General features: G+C 52.2%; 14 protein-coding genes. 4 read left to right on the plus strand and 10 right to left on the minus strand.

Going from position 1 to position 19,137, the window contains the following annotated elements; translation table 11 throughout:
* Window positions 1–185: 185 nt before the first annotated feature.
* Window positions 186–1,184: a DNA polymerase III subunit delta gene (gene holA / locus HY774_17905; protein MBI4750359.1), complete on the plus strand. Its 999-nt coding sequence runs from the start codon at window positions 186–188 to the stop codon at window positions 1,182–1,184.
* Between the two features lie 186 nt (window positions 1,185–1,370).
* Here holA and rpsT read toward each other — a convergent pair whose 3' ends face one another.
* Entirely contained in the window at window positions 1,371–1,640 is a 270-nt protein-coding gene (gene rpsT / locus HY774_17910) for a 30S ribosomal protein S20 (protein MBI4750360.1), read from the minus strand.
* Between the two features lie 278 nt (window positions 1,641–1,918).
* On the opposite strand from rpsT, the gene HY774_17915 reads away from it, so the two are divergent.
* Window positions 1,919–2,269, plus strand: coding sequence for a Rieske (2Fe-2S) protein (locus tag HY774_17915; protein ID MBI4750361.1), 351 nt, complete (start codon window positions 1,919–1,921; stop codon window positions 2,267–2,269).
* Between the two features lie 126 nt (window positions 2,270–2,395).
* Here the strand turns inward: HY774_17915 and HY774_17920 are convergent, their stop codons facing one another.
* The 6 genes from HY774_17920 to HY774_17945 all read right to left on the minus strand — a co-directional run bounded on the left by HY774_17920 (window position 2,396) and on the right by HY774_17945 (window position 11,430).
* Entirely contained in the window at window positions 2,396–4,669 is a 2,274-nt protein-coding gene (locus HY774_17920) for a S8/S53 family peptidase (GenBank protein ID MBI4750362.1), read from the minus strand.
* 490 nt (window positions 4,670–5,159) lie between these two features.
* Window positions 5,160–6,323: a hypothetical protein gene (locus tag HY774_17925; GenBank protein MBI4750363.1), complete on the minus strand. Its 1,164-nt coding sequence runs from the start codon at window positions 6,321–6,323 to the stop codon at window positions 5,160–5,162.
* A 657-nt stretch (window positions 6,324–6,980) separates the two neighbouring features.
* Window positions 6,981–8,555, minus strand: coding sequence for a hypothetical protein (locus HY774_17930; GenBank protein ID MBI4750364.1), 1,575 nt, complete (start codon window positions 8,553–8,555; stop codon window positions 6,981–6,983).
* A gap of 86 nt (window positions 8,556–8,641) precedes the next feature.
* On the minus strand, window positions 8,642–9,577 hold the full coding sequence (locus HY774_17935) for a lytic transglycosylase domain-containing protein (protein ID MBI4750365.1): 936 nt from the start codon (window positions 9,575–9,577) through the stop codon (window positions 8,642–8,644).
* 412 nt (window positions 9,578–9,989) lie between these two features.
* A complete protein-coding gene (locus tag HY774_17940) occupies window positions 9,990–10,661 on the minus strand; it encodes a hypothetical protein (GenBank protein MBI4750366.1) in 672 nt (223 codons plus the stop codon).
* A 298-nt stretch (window positions 10,662–10,959) separates the two neighbouring features.
* The gene (locus HY774_17945) at window positions 10,960–11,430 is read right to left on the minus strand and encodes a transcription elongation factor GreA (GenBank protein MBI4750367.1); all 471 of its coding nucleotides are present in this window, start codon (window positions 11,428–11,430) and stop codon (window positions 10,960–10,962) included.
* A gap of 630 nt (window positions 11,431–12,060) precedes the next feature.
* On the opposite strand from HY774_17945, the gene HY774_17950 reads away from it, so the two are divergent.
* Together HY774_17950 and HY774_17955 are read left to right on the plus strand one after the other, a co-directional pair.
* The gene (locus HY774_17950) at window positions 12,061–14,139 is read left to right on the plus strand and encodes a hypothetical protein (protein ID MBI4750368.1); all 2,079 of its coding nucleotides are present in this window, start codon (window positions 12,061–12,063) and stop codon (window positions 14,137–14,139) included.
* Between the two features lie 274 nt (window positions 14,140–14,413).
* Window positions 14,414–15,436, plus strand: coding sequence for a response regulator (locus tag HY774_17955; GenBank protein ID MBI4750369.1), 1,023 nt, complete (start codon window positions 14,414–14,416; stop codon window positions 15,434–15,436).
* Window positions 15,437–15,637: 201 nt separating this feature from the next.
* Here HY774_17955 and hppD read toward each other — a convergent pair whose 3' ends face one another.
* From hppD to HY774_17970, 3 genes are all read right to left on the minus strand, one after another.
* Window positions 15,638–16,762, minus strand: coding sequence for a 4-hydroxyphenylpyruvate dioxygenase (hppD, locus tag HY774_17960; protein ID MBI4750370.1), 1,125 nt, complete (start codon window positions 16,760–16,762; stop codon window positions 15,638–15,640).
* 355 nt (window positions 16,763–17,117) lie between these two features.
* Window positions 17,118–18,785 (minus strand): alkaline phosphatase family protein, encoded by a 1,668-nt coding sequence (locus HY774_17965; GenBank protein MBI4750371.1) that lies wholly within the window; start codon window positions 18,783–18,785, stop codon window positions 17,118–17,120.
* 83 nt (window positions 18,786–18,868) lie between these two features.
* On the minus strand, window positions 18,869–19,137 hold a 269-nt coding region (locus tag HY774_17970; GenBank protein ID MBI4750372.1), incomplete at its 5' end, for a hypothetical protein.

Raw genomic sequence — 19,137 nt, forward strand, 5'->3', positions numbered from 1 at the left:
GAGATGGCGAGTTCGCTGAAAAAGACGGAAAAGATGCACCATCTAAACCAGGTTCATTCGGTCCAGGGAAGGTGGAGGGGGCAAAAGGTAGTCAGTTCGTTCAAATCAGTGCTACTCTCCGCCTTCAATTCCAGGATCAATTGATCTTCACCCAGTCGGAACTCACTCCATTTGTTGCTATTCATATGACGCCAACTGAGTTTGTTGCTTCAGTTCAAGGTGGGAAAATCGAGCCGGTGTATCTGTTGATGGGGCCAGAGACCTATCTTCAGTCGGAATGTTTACGCATATTGACCAGGCAGCTTATTTCTGACCCGGAAGCCCGCCAGTTTGGATATTCCGAGCATGCAGTGGCTGAGCGATCACTTGGAACGGTATTGGGCATTGCTGGACAGTTACCGATGATGTCATCTGCCCAGGTGGTGGTCGCCCGTGAATTTGACAAAGTTTCAGATGCTGAAATCGAAGCTCTGAAAAACTATTTGCGGCGGCCAAATCCCTCGACCACCCTGGTGTTTCAAACCACGGACCTTGATAAACGCCGGACACTGTCCACGATTCTGCTCAAAGGTTGTGCGGTTGTCGAATGTAACCGGATTGGCGACCAGGAGGCGATTGCCTGGGCTCAGGCTTTTGCGCGGAAGCAGGGGTATCAGTTTTCGCCACCTGCCGTTGGGCAATTGATTGGGATGACTGGCACCAGCCTGAACATTTTGTCCAAAGAGATTGAAAAATTGATGCTTTATGTGGGCAAAGGTGGGACGATCACTCCGGTTGACATCGAGGCGGTGGTTGTTCGGTCACGGGAGTTTTCAAGTTTTGATTTGACGGATGCGGTACTGGCCGGGGATGCCAAAAAAGCGCTGAAATTATTGCACCGGCTGCTTGGGCAAAGTGAAGAGCCTGTTGCCCTCGTCGGCGTGCTGGCGTGGCTCTACCGCCAGATGTTGATGGCCCACGATATGATGCAAAACAATGTCCCGCGTGAGGAAATTGTGCGGGATTTGCGAATGCCGCCAAGCCGGGTTACCCCATTTTTGACCGCCGTCCGCCGGAAATCCGAAGCCGACATTCGACGAGGCATCATTCGGCTGGCCGAAGTGGACGTGGCGTTGAAAAGCTCACGCGCCACACCCCGTTTACAACTCGAAGTCCTGCTGTGCGACTTATTGGCCCAGTCCTGACAGGTCGGATGGAAAAAAAGGTTTTGGAGCGGAAACAGGTGGAATGGGGAACCAGTGTTCCTGATTGAGTTACCGACCCTTCCACATACAGGAAGGGTGGATCCGGGAGGGGAACCTGTGGATGGCTCCATCACCCTCAACTCAAAACATTTTGGCCGAACACCGGGGTGGTTCGGCGCTCAATGACTAGCTCGCTGACAATTTGTTTACGTGCAACGTCAACCGTGATTTGTAGCGCGCAGCCGCATTTTGGTGAATCACGCCTTTTTGAACTGCTTTGTCAATCGCGGAAATGGTTGGTGGCAGTTGGGCGATGGCTTCATCTTTGGTCTTGACACTGAGCAGGCTACGCAGCTTTTTGATATAAGTGCGAACCCGGGCGCGGTTTTTGCGGTTGACTTCGTTGCGACGTTTGTTTTGACGATCACGTTTAATTGCAGACTCGTGATTTGGCATGAACGACTCCCTGTAAGATCAGTTTTCCTTGAGACAAAAGTTAATAGTGTGTGATTGGGAAAGTGAATGACGCAAACCGCGTAATTTACGGATGAAGGCGGCGGCTGTCAAGGTATTCCGTAAGGTTTTTCAGCCCAATCGGGGTTGGAGTTGGGGAAGTGCCGGGCCGTAGGGATGGTTTGCGCCGTTCCTGGTTCCTGAATAGAGTAACAGCGGGCCTTTATTCCTTCCGGTCAAACATTCGAAATTTTTCAATTTTTTCAGATCGAGGTGTTCCCATGGGTGAATGGATCAAAGTCGCCGAACGACGCCAGGTTCGTGAGGGAAGCTTTTTTGTGGTTGAGGTCAAAGAGAAAAAGATCATTTTATATAATATTGCGGGAGAATATTTTGCTTCGGCCCGGGGGTGTCCGCATATGGGCGCCCCGCTCGATGAAGGCGCCTGTGCTGGTACGGAGGTCATTTGTGTCTGGCATCACTGGTCGTTTGATCTGCGGACCGGAAAATGTACCAGTAACTCCCTGTCACCAGCCGATCTCAAGCTGTACCCGATCAAATTAGAAAGTGGGGCCTTGTGGCTGGAATACTCAGAGGATCCTCCACAACCAGCAATTGAACCGCAAGTGTAAACTACTGAAGATACTTGGCTTGAGGCTGAAAGAGACTGGCTGGATCTGGCTCTCCCCATCGTCGGAACGGTCGGGAATTCCCTCCTCGCCGGAGGAAGGAACTGGTCATGAAACTTAGCGTGGTGGCTATTTTCGCTTCTTGATCTTGAAGACTTCGTTACTTTCGTCCTGGCCGATATTTCCAACTGTATCCGTAGCCACCACCCGAATCATTCCCTTTTTGGTCGTCAGCGATTTCGGAATTTCAAAGATAAAGGAATTGGCCGTGCCCGGTGCATCACCGAGTTTGGTTGGGAAGGTTTGTCCTCCGTCGGTTGAAAGGAAAATTTCATGGCCTCGAATTTCGCTCCTGTCGGAGGAAAGCCAGGTTATCGTGGTGCTGCTTTTGGATTTTAGCTTCTCGTCACCATTGGGATAAATCACTCGGACTGATGGGGGGTCGGTATCAACTCCGGCCATCAAGGTAAAGTCAGCCGGGCTTGAAGCTGTTCCGAAATTGAACCCGGCATCAATGGCTCGAACGGCAATTCGGGCCTGGGTGGTCGGCTCCAGATAATCAGCCGGTGTCCATTGAAATAAAAGTGTAGTGGCCGGCAGCCCGGTGACAATGGTTTCATTAAACGTCGCGCCACTATCGAGCGAAAGCAAAATATCGTGGCTAACAACACCGACATTGTCAGCGGATGTCCATCGGATTTCAAAGGTATCAATCAGGGAAATTTCCTCGCCACCGACCGGAGACTGGAGCGAAATGGTTGGCGCCACAGTATCGGTTACAGGTTGAGCCTGAAAATTCTCAACCAACAGGGCGGCATTGTACGAACCCCACCCGGTTACCCGATCATATCCTGGCTGACAGGTAAATCCTTGCACGGCTCCAAAACTGTTATTGCCCGTTAAGGTATCAAAAAAGACCTGTGCCCCGGCACCGGTCGCCTGGGCATTTCCCAGGCGATAGATTTCAGGATTGATAGTGCCAAGTCCATTGGCTTGTTTGGCTTCGTTGAGAATGGCGCACAGCCCGGCCCAGCAGGGAGTGGAAACACTCGTTCCTCCAACACCGGCCAATGCTCCACGGATGATATAGGCATAGGCCGGGCTTCCGGCGAGTAAGGCGACATCCGGAACTGTGCGAACCGTTGTTTCAGGCACGCCAACCCCGGTTTGGAAAGCTGGTTTGGGAAAAAAGATACTGTCGCCGCCGCCGCTCCCGGTCCATCCGGTTTCACCTCCGTGGCCAGTTGCATTGCTACTGGCATCAAATTGCGGATTGACGTTGGTGCCGCCAACGCCAGTGGCTTGTGGCGGAGAGGCCAGGACATTGACTGACGGCGCGGTTGTCCCATCAATTCGAAGGCAATCAGACACCCCGTTATCACCTGATGAAACCAGAATTGACTGACCTTGCGTGGCAGCCTGGGCAAACAGCAGCTCAATAAATTCAGCGACTTCCAGACCGTTAAACCGCTCACATCCGCCAAAGCTCACGCTGATGACTTTGGCTTCCGGCATATTGTTGGTGATTGCCTGAATTGAGAAGTCAATATCCGGGGCAATCACGCTTTTGACGGTGGCATCAGGGGCTGTGGCACCCGCCCATTGGACATCGAGCACGGCTTCCACTTCTTCGACTCCACCGCGATTGGGACGAGGACCAAAGGGAAACACCTTGATCGGATCCTTTGGTGGTAGATTGAATTGCGAGCGAAAGGCAACCGGGTCGCTGAGGTTAAAATCGCTTCGGGCCGCTACGGCAATCGTAACGCCGCTTCCATCCAATCCTTGATCCAACAGTGGTTTCAGGTTGTAGACGGTGGCGATGTCAGCCGGGGCCATTAAATTTGATGGGCCACGTTGCGAAAAGGTATTTCCGGCCTGAGAGACACCAGATGTAAGGCTGGCTTCAGAGATCATCGGTTGAAACCGGGTAAAGCTGTGCAGGCCACTGATTCCCTTGATAAATGAAAAGGTCGTCGGAACGGATGGCATCCGATTGGCGGCAAATCCAACTTCGTCATCGAGCTGATATTCGTCAAGCTGGACGTCAAAGGCGCGTTCGACAGCTTCCGCCGGGCCTTCAATGGTCATCTGGAGGCGATTTGGCCACTGGTGAGAGACCCTGAGTCCTGTCGAGCGAAGCCATTCCCTCAGTTGTGCATATTCTTGTGGCAGGCGGCCAAATCGGCTGCCAAATTCCTGTGGTGTCAACCATTTATGGTACTGAGGCGAAGCGGGATTTTGCTGAGCCGCCATCAAATCCTGAAGTCCTTTGGGGTCGCGCGATGCCAGAACCACCGTCAGTGGGCCAATATGGCGAAAGGCTGGAACTCGTGCCTGTTTTTTCGCCAGGTCAGCCACCAAGGGAAGTCCCCCGGAAACCTGTCGTTTGGCTGGAACCATTGAGATTTGCGAACCCGGTGACACTGACGAAACCCACACCGGGCCATGTGCGAGAAAGCACGCTACAAGAAAAGGAATCAGGATTTGTTTCATAAATTATTGCCATTCACTATCCGCTTTTTGATTGACTACTCGCTACTCGCTTAGGGAGCGTTAAAAAATAAGTTCCTGGGAGCGCGGGCGTCCTAATTATGTCCAGGTTTTGGTTTTGCACCGCGAAGCGTTGCAGTTCGGATAGCCGGTCGGTTGGCCGCTTTGGGCCTACCACCGGGTCCAAAGGCCACCCCTTGTTGCTCCCCTGCTTCGCCCGCGCCCCGCAGGGGCGCGGGCGAAGCAGGGGAGCAATGGAGAGAACGAACCTGTTCCCGGTGGTAGCTCCCAAAACCTCGCAACCACCGGCTATCTGAACGGCAGCCTTTCAGGATGCTCAATCCAAACTCCTGATTCCCAAAAGAAAACGGGAAGTTGATTTTTTACAGTCCCTTACTTCCTATTTGGGGTCGTACTTGAACCGGAAGCTGGCTGAAGTCAGTTTTCCTTCAGTGAAAGTAATTTCGTTTTCGCCGTCTTTTAAATTTAATTGTTGCTGAGTGGCCTGAACCCGTAAGCGGCCAGTTTCCTGCACATAGCGGGCGAGCAAGGGCGGAACGACCACTTTATTATTGATTCGAAGCTGGCCAGTGAGCGAAAGCTGTTTCCCAAAGACTGAGAGTTTATTTTTCGCGAAGCGGACTTTTTCAATGGATGGTGGTGGCACGCTGGTGTTGGCCAACGTCACCCGGGCTAAAACTGGAAAATCCACTTCCAAATTATTGACCTGAACCCCAACCCCAACCAGGCGGCGACCATCGTCCGGTGAGATCACCGCTTTGCTTGGTTTGCGAATATCAGCCATAAAGAAAAAATCACTTCCATCACGGCTGAGCTGGCTTGAGCCAATTGAAATCAGCTTGATGAGGACAAAAAAGCTGCCTCGATCAATCGTGAGGTCTGGGGTGTCAAACTCATTATAGTTTAGGTAAGACGTGAGCTGGGCCAGGTCAGAAAAATCCTTTGTGATTGTAAAATCACCTTGTTTGACGTTGTTAATCTGAGCATTGGACAAATCCGCGTCAGTATCGGCTGAAAAAACAAACACCCGGACCTGGGCACCGGCGGCAGATGGAGCTGACCTTCCAGCATTATCCTTAACCCAGCTATTCAAAGATGGATACAGAACATGGGTGAGTGTCGCGGGATAAATGTCAGGGGTGATTTGCTCACCGAAGAGAAAAAAGTCAGGGCGGTCTGGCGGCACAATATTAAACACAAATCCAATATTTTGCGGGACAGGTACTGACAACCCCTTTGGCAAAGCTACATAAGAAGCCGTTGGGGACTGGTTGGGCACGATAGATGAGTGCACGGGAGGTTGCCCTGCCGATGGGGAGAGATCCGGAATTGAAAGTGGAACCGGTGAAAACTCTGGACCCACCTTGGGGTAAATGCGCTCAAATTGGGATAAGGGAACTGACTGGACAACTGGGGCTGGGAGTGGCGATTGCTGAATACTTTGCGAGGAGCGAAAGGCCAGGACATTGAGCGAAAGCAGGGAAGTTCCAAGTAGAGCAGCCACGATGACTGCTGACAAACGATGCAATCGTGGTAACAGCATAATTTTGGAGAACCTGAGTTGTGAAAAACTATGTGGTGGGTTAATCCCAATTAAAAAGGAAAAAAGGGAAAGGGGAAAGGGGAAATTGCCAGATGAGGGTTGAAAGATCTGGGGCTGAGGGCGGAAGAAATCGGACTGAAGAAATCGGACTGAAGAAGTTGGGCTGAAGACTTCGGGCTCGGGGCTAAGGGAGCGTTAAAAAATAAGTTCCTGGGGCGCGTTCCGCCACGTCCAGGTTTTGGTTTTGCACCGCGAAGCGTTGCGGTTCGGATAGCCGGTCGGTTGGCCGCTTTGGGCCTACCACCGGATCCACGGGCCGTCTCCTTGTTGCTCCCCGCTTCACCCGCGCCCCGCAGGGGCGCGGGTGAAGCGGGGGGAGCACTGGAGAGGACGAACCTGTTCCCGGTGGTAGCTCCCAAAACCTCGCAACCACCGGCTATCCGAACGGCAGCCTTTCAGGATGCTCAATCCAAATTCCTGATTCCCAAACGAAAACGGGAAGTTGATTTTTTACAGTCCCTAAGGGCTGAAGACTCGCCAGCTCGGGGCGAAAGAAAACGGGTTTCAAACCCTGAGCCCCAAGCTCTCAGCCCTGGTTTTCTCAGCCCTGGTTTTCTCAGCCCGAAGTCTTCAGCCCCAAGCCCTGAGCCTTGTTTTTTATTGATTCGACTTTCTGAAAATGACTTTGAGCGATTGTCGCCACTGCTGGCCAATTCCAATGATTTGAATCGGAACCGCTGGGTCAATCCAGGAAAGGGAATCCTGGGTTGTCGGGTGAAGGTCCAGCATTGGTGCGATTAAGCAAAGCACTGGTGGCAGTGATCGTGAAATGTTGAGCTGTGCAAAAGCCGGGTGACGATGGATATCTCCTCGGTGTAAGTGGTTTTGCACTCGATACCAGTATTCGAGCCCTTGCCACAGGTGTTGGGGATCCGCGCTGGCTTTTAATTCAAGGATGGCAAGTTGACCATTTTCACGTACTCCGAGCAGGTCAACAAACCCACCGTCTGTCAGATTAAAAGCCGCCACCTGTTCGGCAACCGTGTGTGGTTGGAGGGACGAGTCAAGGTGTGAAATTTCACGTTGGACAATGCTTTCCAGCCAGCGTTCGGCCTGCAATCGGTACAGCGGATGTCTATGATCAACTGGTTGTCCAGTGCGATGTTTGCCAAGCAATTGGACCAGATTGGCAAACCGTTTGTGTGAAGCTGAGGTCAACTGGCGCAACGGGTGATGAAGGGCGCTGATTCCAAACCGAAGTTGAGCCGGTGAAACAGGTGTTTCTCGAACCAACCGGGCAAACTCAAGGCCATTCCACCGAATGGAAATCCAGGGGTGTGAGAGTGAATGGCAACTGGTGATAGTGGTCGGAGAAAGATCAACGATACGGTTGAGCTGGTCGCGCTCATCTTCAGTGAGTGGCGGGATGGCTCCGCCGGATGCCTCGAAAAATTGGTTGACCGGTCCAGTAAAGAGTGCTGGTTGATCTGGCGGGAAACTGATCGGGCGAGCCGCAGTGCAGGTGGCATCAAGTTCAAAAAGCTCTAGTTTCAGTCCGCGAATCATGGTGATTTGCCGACAGATATGTTCGATACACACCCGAGGCGCAAAAATCAGTGCTCTGGTGATGGGAACTCCGGTTTTTAACAACTCAGTCGCCATTTCCAAAACGGCGGCAACCACCTGATGTTGTGCTGGTTTGAGTTCGCCGGGGTTGATCCCAATCGCCACCCACTGGTTGGTTTGAGCGGTTATCCAGATCCGGGAAAAATAAACTGAACGCTGACCAGTTGGGGACTGGCGTGCACTGGCCCGATGAATGTGAACTGAAGGGAAAGTTCGCTTGATCAATTTGAGCAGACGGTCATGAAATTCGGTCCGTCGAGGGTGAGCCAGGATTGGAAGACTGTCGGCGGGATCAATCTGAATCAAAAGCAACCCGGTAAGGTGCCCACTGTGTCGTGAAATCTGAATCTCTATCCGGTTGAGAGCCGACGTAAAACTGACCACCTGCCAGCTTTGGGCATAACTTTCACCCCAAAATAAAACAATCAACTTGTGGTACTTCACCTCGCAGGTCACTGTACCAGGCAGTTGTTCAAACTGGTGGATCCGATCCGGGAGCGTGAGTCTCAGGTGTAAGCAATTTCCTTCAGCGGCCTGTGTCAGCCGGAGCAGGTTCAGTTCAAGTTGATATTTGGCCGTTTCAAGATCTGGTTTCAACCCCGTCATTTGCCATTATGACTCCTTCCGAAAAAGTAAAAGGCACAGCCGGTAGGGGGCTGTGCCTGATGGAAGGGCAAATTGTGTTCCAGACCTTACTCACGATTGGTAAACAGGAGCGTACCGTCGTTATTTTGAACCACTCGCGGTGGTGGAGGCGGCAATTCAGCCGGCTGGGCTTTTTTCGAAGCGTTTTTCGTCCCGTAGTGCTTTTTGCTGCCATACTTGGACGTGATATTTTTTACATACGCCTGGGTTTCGCGGATATTGGGCACCTGATTGCCATTGCGTTTCACCCGATTTTCACCCGCGTTGTACCCGGCGAGGGCCAGTTCCACGTTGCCATCAAACATTTCCAGCAGGTCGCGCAGGTACCTGGCGCCACCATCAATGCTCTGTTGAGGGTCAAATGGATCGGTGATGCCATACCGACGGGCGGTGCCATCAATAAACTGCATCAACCCTTTGGCACCAGCCGGAGAAACCGCATATTGGCGGAATCCTGATTCCTGGCGCATGACTTCCGTAATCAACAGTGGATCTACCCCATGTTTTTGACCAGCTTCCAGAATCAACTTATCAAGCTCAGGTTTTCCGGTTGAAATGGTTCGATCACTGCCGACGACCAGAACTTTGGCTTTCCCCGGCACCTGAGTACTGGTAACCACCCACCGGCCATCTTTGTCTTTGATGACGTTCATGATGGTTTTTGGTGGGACTTCCCATTCGGGTTCTTCCTTTTTCACTTCAGTGGCTGGAGTTTCTGATCCTTCGGCTGGTACGGCTGTCTCTGGCGCCGGCGCCGGTTTGGCCGGTGCATCATCAACTCCGAAGTCACGGTTGGTAATCACGACTCGGCGGGGGGGGGTGTCAGCCGCTGGTTCTTCTTGAGCCAGAGCGTTTTGTCCAAAGGTCAGTGACAAAAATCCAATCAGCGTAATTTGAAGCAAGCGGTGCTTACTCATTCGGGTTTGAGTCCTTTCAACAAAATCCAAATTGCATTTAAGTTGAGCAATATCAGTGCCAGACATGAATTAAATCTTGATTTTTTTCGGTGCACTGACAGTGAGGTTACCTGCTCCAGAAAAACCCTGAGACGAAGCCCGAATCTGACACGGACTTGGGATCATGAACGGGATAAGTACAAGAAAGACTGTTTGGGATGATATTTTAGGATTTCTGGATACAGATGATCGAAAGTGTAGGGATTTAGGTTGAAAGTGTCAATATCCGAGACGAATCCTGGCGCAGAGTGACAAGGTGACTCAATGACATTGTGACAGGGTGACAAGGTGACTGAATGACATTGTGACAAAATGACAAGTCCAGCCGAGCATCAAGATTTTGTCATTTGATCATTTTGTCACCTTGTCACCCTGTCAGGTTGTCACCTTGTCACCTGGTCACCCTGTCACCTTGTCATCCCCTCACTTTGTCACCTTGTCACCTGGTCACCCGTCTGAAATCATCAGTCGGTTTAAAATAGAGACCGCCTGCTAAACTGAGCAATCCCAGGAGTAACCATTCAATACTGCGCAGATGGATGATGATTTCAGCCTGGGCCAAAGCTGTTGGATCGGTTGTCCCGGTTATTGGCCAGAAAAGGTTGGCACCAGCAGCCAGCAAACAGGCACTGGCCAGCAATCCAAACAGATGTCGGCGCACAAAAGACTGGGGTTTCAGTAAGCGGTGCAGTTGATACCGCGCCCGTTCATGCTGATGCTGCATCTGGTGACGGAATGCCGCCTGGGCTTTTTCCAATGGGGATGGGGTTAAATCAAGTCCACAGGCTGGGCAAAACCGCATCCCTGGGAGACGTTCCTTGTTACAGCGGCGACAAACCTGGATGTGTGAGGTTGGCGGCAACGAAGTGGTCAGGTTTGGGATGTCCTTGACTGGGAGTTCGCCCTGGAGCGGTGCAGCCGTTCGGGAAACCGTTGTTGGCAGGGCACCGTTGGACGTGCCTGATTGCGAAAGAAAGAAATATTCCAGTGGTTCAGTCGCATTTGGGCGGGAACCGAGCATTGCTGTTGGGAGTTTGGCGTTGGGCTTTCCGCACACGCCACACAAAACCTGATCCGGCTGGAGCACAGCTCCGCACGTAGAACACACCATAAAATTTCCTCACTTGAACAGAAAAACTGTGTTGGGGACTTGAGCCAATCGCCGTGACCATCAGGATTGAGGAACTGGCCACTTGAAGTGCGGCAGGCTTGACAGTTTTCCAGATGAGGAAATCCAAATGAGCGTTGGTTGGATAGACGGAAAGAAACCAGGAGGGAGCGGGGCAAAAACGGGCAATTTTCTCAGAAGAAAAGCCAGTGAACCAGGGCAGTTGGGGAAAAGGGGAACTGTTCGCCGTTCACCTTTTCGATCCCCAAACCCTGACCCCGTCAGTCGCTGACTTGCCCGGTCATTGCGCGAGTTCGTCGTGGATGGTACGCAGTTTGAGAATTTCAAAGCGACGCACCCCCTGTGGGGTTTGAGCCTGGACTTCATCGCCTTCTTCTTTGCCCATAAAGCACCGGCCCAGGGGAGACGTGGTCGAAATCAACCCGTTTGGCACGTCTACTTCTTCGGGGGTGACCAGTCGGTAGGTGATTTCCGTGTCTCGGTCCAGATCCAGAACTTCCAGGGTTGATCCATAGGCTGCCCGATCACGAGGCAATTGATCAATGTTGAGCATTGAGAGGGCGGCGAGGCGTTGATGCAGGGCACCCAGACGGGCTTGAACATAGCGCTGGCGTTCCCGAGCCGCCTGGTACTCTCCATTTTCGCGCAAGTCACCAAGGGCGGCGGCTCGTTGGAGTTCACGTGGGAGTTCAATTTTCAGCTCCTGCTCAAGTTTGCGTATTTCCTCTTCCAGTATTTGTTTGACTTTCATTAGTTAACAGGCATCAACGCTCAGCTTTTGAATGCTAAGGGGAAACACCTTACTCCTTTCATGAATAATTTCCCGCTGGACTCCGATTTCTCGAACAGAGCTCCTTAAACCAGGATTCAATGGGGAATCCTGGTTTCGGAAAAAAAGAACCCCCGGTCAGGCTATCTCTCGCCTGACTGATTTGATGAAGCCTTCTGACGTTGGTGGATGAACCAGGAAACCTGAGTCTATCAGGGGAAAGAGTTTCTGGCATTTTTTCCCTAAAAAATCAAGATGCCTTGGATAAGAAACCGAGACTTTGCACAATGGGAGTCTTGTCGCCCAGAGATGCTTTAGACTATACTTTCAACTCGTCGCTTCTATCTAAAGTACTTCGTAGCACCCTTTACATTTCGTTAACCCAGCACACCACGACCTGAAAACAAGCTTATCAGGATAAGTCTTTTTTCTGTAGCGAGATAAGCCTTCCAAAGACGCTGCTGGTAAAAATCAACTTTCAGGGGAAACCTGCCTCACAGGGGGATTGGTGACACTGGCACTCCACACTATTTCAGGATGAAATATCTCGTGGGTGCTGGTGATGGATCTGGTAGGGCATCGGCTCAGATCTTCGGAATCATCAGTGACACCATGAAAATACGCGATTTCGTTGACGCTTTTCGGCGCAAGCCTGCCAATCAAGAAAGTTCGGTGCCTCCTAAGAACAAAGGGGAGGACGAATCGCTTCCGCTGGTTGAAGTGGCAGATGTTGTTTCGAAAGCTGAACGACCTCCAGTCCCGATTCTTTCTGCCCCAGTGGTTCAGACGCTGATGGGATCCGTACCGATTCCCCAGCGATTTGACCCCCGGCGGGGCCGTGACGCCTCGCTGCAATCGGCTGGGTCTGGTGGAAACCCCTTGCCTTTGGAGCCAAGTGGCCGACCACCCGCCGTTCCGGATCCAGTCCCTGACGCCTCGAATATTCTGGAGATTGGCTTGGAGCCAGGCAGTCCCTCGGTTGGGTTAGATCAGATAGACACTGAACCCACCATCGGTCAACCCGCCAACTGGTCAGACGCGGACCCTTTGGGGGATTTGGTGCCAACCGCACCGCTCCCAACCGCACCCTTTGTGCCGCCTCCGCCGTTGCCTCCGCCAGTATCACTGGCCGATCCGCTGGCTGATTTTCATACACCGCCAACTCCGACTCCATCGCCGTCAACCCAGCACATGGCAAATCCGTTTGCGGGTCCGCCCCCAAATGCACCGCTCGCGGCGTCCTTACCGCCGCCCAGAATGGTGCCGCCGGCGCCGCCAGTTGCCGACCCCTGGTTTTCGTCTCCGTCGCCGCCTCCACGGCCTACGCCGGCTGGAGAAATGACAGGGCTGGACGCACTTTTGAGTTCTTCATCAGAGAGCCTCCCGACCTTTAAACCTGTGTCTTCGTTGCCGCCGGCTGCCCGCCCAACTCCAGTTCGGCAACCAGCGCTGGATACACGGCTAATCGAGGTTTTTCAAAAACTGGCCACATTTACGGGAGACATCGCTGAAACGACATCTTCCGAAGGTGTTTACGAAACTCTGGTGCGGGCGGCACAAGACTGCTTACAGGCAGCGCGTGCCTTTTTGATTCCTTTTGATGTTGATGGAAACCCGCTACCGGTGCCGACCGAAGTGTATGACACGCCTCCCAAAGTCTCCCTGGAAGGCATGTTTTTAACCCGCTCTTTTGCCAGTGCCTTGATGGAACGGGTGGGCACCCCTGAAAAGTCATCGCTTGTGGTTCAATTAGCGACCGGGCAAACCCTGCTGCCTCCGAATCAGGCGGCAACGATTGAGTGGTATTTACTGCCTCAGTTGACATTGCCTGGCGCCCTGGTGATTGGCGTGCAATGGAATGCGCCGGTTGGTCCTCCTGCCTATGGAGGGGCAGTGGCTGAGGTGCTGCTCAATTGTGCTCAAAGTGTTTTACTGCGGCTTGAATCCCCGCTGCCGCCTCCGCCTGAACCCGCCATGGTCCAACCCGTGGAAGAGCCAGTCGTCCAAACTGTTTTACCTCAAGGGGTTGCCGAAAATGTGCTCAAACTGCTGGATGAAGCAATCTTTGTCATTGATAACCAGCGTCACTTACGGTTTGGCAATCCGATGGCTGAATTTCTGACCGGCTGTTTTCAGGGTGAGCTGCAGTCATCAACATTTGATGAAATCAGCCAGGGGCCAGGGATGCAAAATGCGAATCTGTGGCAGCATTTGCACATGTCCACTGAAGACCAGCAAATCCACACTGATATCAATACCCTGGATGGAGGCTCCCTTTCGGTAACGGTTTCCGCCTTGACACTTTCCGCCAGTGACGGTCAGGCTGCCGCTGAGTTTGCCAATGGCCGCGTGATTGCCGTTCGGGATGTCACCCAGAGTCGCACGGATGCTGCCCAGGTCGTCATGGCCGAGCTTGAAGGGGTTCGTCACGAATTAGAGCAAACCCGGATGCAACTGGAGCAATCGCGAGCTGAACTGTTTGCGGCGATGAGCGTTGGGCGACCTGCCCCGCCACAAGACCAGGTCAATGCGTTTCGAAATTCGCTGATGATGGTACTTGGGTTTTCAGAGTTATTGAATCGTGGCGAGTACGGGCAGATGAACCCTCAGCAATTTGAAATGTTCCGCAATATTGAACATCACGCCAAACAAATGTCAGCACTCTTAGAAACATTGCTGCCAGCCTCATAGGCACGGGCTGAAAAAGTCGGGCTGAAGAATCTCGGGCTGAAGAAATCGGGTTGAAGACAATGGGCTGAAGAAATTGGGTTTATTTCATCCCTCATCCCTCATCCCTTCCTGTGCCCCAAGCCCGAAGTCTTCAGCCCCGAGCTTGCGAGACTTCAGCCCTGAGCCCCAGGATTTTCAGCCGCAATGCGACCCTCAAGCCCCCTTATTTCAGGAACCTCTCTGACAAGGACAGCACACCAAAAATTCATTCCATACAGAAAACGGAAATTTCGCTATGACGCAAACTGCCCCACGAAGAATCCTCTTCGTTGATGATGAACCAGCTATGACCCAACTCGGCAAAGTTGTTTTAGAACGCGCTGGACATCGCTGTTCTTTGGCGACCAATGGAGAAGAAGGGCTACAACGTATTTTGGCCGACCGACCGGACCTTGTCATTTTGGACTATATGATGCCTGGAATGAGCGGGGCCGAGGTGTTTCGCACACTTCGTACCTACTCTTTATACAAAGAGGTACGGGACACTCCAGTCCTGATGCTCACCGCGAAAACCGATAACGACACCGAACGGCGTCAGTTGATGGAGCTTGGGCTGGCGGCCTATTTGACCAAGCCGTTTGGTCACCGCGAATTGCTCAATGTCATTGACAACATCCTCATTACCAGCGAAGTCCGAAGGCATCACCAGCAAATCGCCGCCGATATCAAAAGCGCCTACATTGGGGCAATTCATACCTTGCTGAAACTTTTAGAAATGAAAGATCCCTATGCCAAAGAACACTCTCAAATGGCGGAACTGATATCGGTTGCCGTGGCTGAGCAGTATGGATTGAATGAGTATCAAATCGAGACCATCCGTCTGGCGGCTCTGCTCCATGACATCGGGAAAGTTGAAATCCCCGAACACATCCTCAACAAACCCGAACCTTTTTCGACTGATGAGCGCTCCGTCATGCAGCAACACGTGAGCTATAGCGTCCAAATTTTAGACGCCATTCCCGAAATGCGGGAAGTTGCGATTTTGGTGGGATGTCATCACGAGCGGATTGATGGGAAAGGCTACCCGCAAGGGTTGGATGCCGATGAAATTCCGCTTGGCGCGCGCATTATTGCGGTGGCGGATGCCTACGATGCCATGCAGGGCAATCGCTCCTATCGGAGCAGACTATCGAAAGAAGAAACCATCGCCCAACTCAGAGCCAATGCTGGAACCCAGTTTGACGGCGATGTGGTCGAGTATTTTATTGAAGCCCTGGAGACAATCGAAGCCCGAAAGAGTGACCGTGTGACAAAGTGACAAGGTGACCGTGTGACAAAGTGACAAGGTGACAGGGTGACTCTATGACAAGGTGACTCTATGACAAGGTGACAGGGTGACTCTATGACAAGATGACACAATATCATTTGGTCACCTTGTCACCTTGTCACCTTGTCACCCTGTCACCTTGTCACCTTGTCACCTTGTCACTCTGTCACCCTGTCACCTTGTCAGTCATTCCTATTTGTCCAACGTTCCGCGGGCGGCCTGGTCACGTTCGATTGATTCAAACAGGGCTTTGAAATTGCCTTTGCCGAAGCTCTCGCTGCCCATGCGTTGAATAATTTCAAAGAAGAAGGTTGGCCGATCCTGGATTGGCTTGGTGAAGATTTGCAACAAATAGCCGCTGTCATCCTTGTCAACCAGAATGCCTAGATCCCTCAAGATTTCAACATCTTCCCGAATCGGTCCAACTCGATCCAGCAACGTGTCATAATAACTGCCAGGCACGGTTTGGAACTCGATGCCGTTGGCCCGCAACTGGCGCACCGTGGAGAGAATATCCGCCGTGGTAATGGCCGCATGCTGGACGCCCGGTGTCTGGTAAAAATCAACATATTCTTCAATTTGCGAGCGTTTGCGGCCTTCGGCGGGCTCATTGATCGGCAGTTTGATGCCGAGTGTCGGGCTGGCCATGACTTTGGACCGCAAGGCCGTGAATTCGGTGCTGATGTCGTTTTCGTCAAAGTGACGGAATTGGAAGAACCCAAAGATTCGTTCGTAGTACTCCACCCAGGTTTCCATCTCGTTCCAGCCCACATTGGCCACAATGTGATCAATCCGGATGAGTCCCGCCCGGTTGGGGGAGGGCAGATACAGGTCGCGGAATCCAGGCAGGAAGGTGCCTTTATAGCCTTCGCGTTCGATAAACCGGTGAATCGTGTCGCCATAGGCTTTGATGGCTGCGGTTTTGACGGTGCCGTGCTCGTCTTCAATCGTGGTTGGCTCCTGAACTGATTCCGCACCACGAGCCATGGCTTTTTCATAGTCGCCGAAGGCATCAGCCGTTTTAAAAGCGACCGCATTGACTCCGTCACCGTGCTTGCGAACGTGCTCGGTAACCGGATGCTCAGGTAAAAAGGCCCCCGTGATGATCAACTTGATGTCATTTTGTTTTAAGACATAGGACACTGTCTCACGGGTGCCGGTTTCCGGACCACGGTAGGCAACAATGTCAAAACCCAGGGCAAAGCGAAAAAAGAAGGCTGACTGTTTGGCATTGCCGACAAAATATTCCAGATGGTCAAAATCATTGACTGCCAGCGGTGTCGCTTTTCCAACCAGAGATTCTTTGGGAGTCGTCATAGAAAAATTCCTTTCCTCGCCACCGGGTCTCGGCTCGCGAGATACATTTTCAAAGAAAGCGATGAAGTTCGATGTAATTCCTCTTGAAGATCAGCCTTTGGGAGGAACTGATATCAGTTGAGGCTGGGTCAAGAGAGGGATGAATGGCTGGAAGCGTATCCCAAGCAATGGGCGAAAAGCAACTGGGTGCTTTTTTTAGGGTTCGGGGTTCGGGGTTCGGGGTTCGGGGTTCGGGGTTCGGGGTTCGGGGTTCGGGGTTCGGGGTTCGGGGTTCGGGGTTCGGGGTTCGGGGTTCGGGGTTCGGGGTTCGGGGTTCGGGGTTCGGGGTTTGAACCCCGAACCCTGATCTAAAACATCACCCCAAATACCCAAGTTCCCGCAGGCGTTCGCGGACTTCTTCGCTTTCCTCGTCGGAAAATTCGAGATCAGGCAGGTCCTCGCCCGTCGCAGCATCACCGACCTGAACCGGGTGCTGGCGCATAAAGTCATCGGTGAAGAGTCCGGTTAAGACTTTGCCGTCCATATCTTCGGGGACTGGTAATCCCATCAAATGCAGAATGGTTGGGGCGCAATCCAGAATTTTGGCTTCGGTCAGATGGGCGCCTTGCCGGATATTGGGTCCCTGAACCATCAAAATACCGTGCATCCGGTGGGTGCCTGAGTTTCCAAACGCATCCACAATGAATCGGTTGGAGGTAAAATCCATATTCCCCAGCGACACATAGCGCATATCTTTGGGCAGGAAACACACATCCGGGGCGTCAGCGATGTGCTCGCCTTGATAGAGGTCTTCGCGAGTATAGAGTTCGCCGATAAAGGGTTCACCCGTGTCGGGGTCACGCATAGCCTGAAGTTTTTTGACGATCTGATCCCGGACTTTGGAATAGTCGGCTTCCTCGACCATGCCGTGCGGTTCTCGACCTTTCAGGTTGATGAAAATCTGGCCGTAATTCCCTTTTGAAAAGGCGGTAGTCCGTGACCAGTCCACATCATTAAAAGAGAGGAATAACTGATTGAGGCGGCTGACTTTGTTGCCCTGCGTTCCAACGCCGCGTGCTGGACGGATTTTCTTGAAAATTGGCTGACGAGAGAGTTTAAAAGCAAATTCCGGCGTCATCCCAAGTGCAAACATGGCCTGTTTCAACCGGGTTTGAGCCGTGCGTTTGAGTTTGAGAAACCCTTCCTGCATCAACCAGATATTGAAAGCACAGTATTTGTGGGCGGGTCCAAAGCCATGATCGGAGGCGAGAACAACGGTAGTTTCCGGGCCGGCAGCCGTCACCATATTGCCGACTTCCTGATCAACTTTTTGCCAGAATTCAACGATACGGGCGCGATGGGCTTTAAATTCCTCGCTGTCATGGCGTGGATGCGACTGATCCATCACGTGCCACGTTTCGTGCTGGAGGCGATCTGTTCCCCAAATATGGGTGACGAGAAAATCCCAGTCTTCGCGTTCCATCAGATAGCGGTTAACCTTGGATTTGTAATCAACTTCATCAAAAACTTCGTCGAGCACACCGTCTACATTGCCCTTGGCGTAGGTTTGGGTGAGATAGAGCCGGTACGGGCCAAGTTTGCCTTCGATATCAGCGAGCAACGTGTTGGGGTAGGTAATATCGCGGCGTCCCCGAGGCGTCATAAAATCCGAGATCAGAACACCATTGACCGGACGTGGTGGATAGGTCACGGGGAAGTTAGTGACAATTACCTTTTTTCCGGCATCGCCCAGAATTTCCCAGAGCGCTTTGCCAGTGCGTTGGGTGGCATTGGCCGCCATTTCGCGCATGCTGCCACCCCGGCGCTGGATAAATTCCAGAATGCCGTGTTTCCCAGGATTTTTGCCGGTGGCAAACGACGTCCAGGCTGTCGAAGTGATGGGAGGGAAGACCGTTTCGAGTGGGCCCCGCGTGCCCTGTTGATTGATCCTGGCCAGATTTGGAAGCTTGCCTTCCTTCATCAATGGATCAATCCAGTCAAATGTTGTTCCGTCAATACCGATAACTAAAACCCGATTGCGCAAGGGATGAACCTCTTCTGAGATGAAATGTGGTGTGAAGATAACTGGGCATCTTGCCAGAAAACCAGCCTCACGTCACCTTTTTCCTACGAGAGGAGCCTGCTATCGTTGACAACATCGTTCCCCCATTTTTTCTCAATAAACTTCCACTCCTTATCAGCTTTTTCTTTATCACCAATAAAATCATAGAGTTGAGCACGCTCTATGTAGTCAAACAGCAATTCTTTGTTTGAATAAAAAAAGGTCAATTCAGAAAGAGAAGTCCAGGTGAAGGCGGAAGAACAAAGAGAAGAAGAAGGCAAAGGAGGCGAAAGGAAGAGGAAGCAGGAAGAGCGGGAAGGAGGAAAAGCCGAAC

Source organism: Acidobacteriota bacterium, from assembly GCA_016208495.1.
In the GTDB taxonomy this organism is placed as follows: Bacteria; Acidobacteriota; Blastocatellia; order Chloracidobacteriales; family Chloracidobacteriaceae; genus JACQXX01.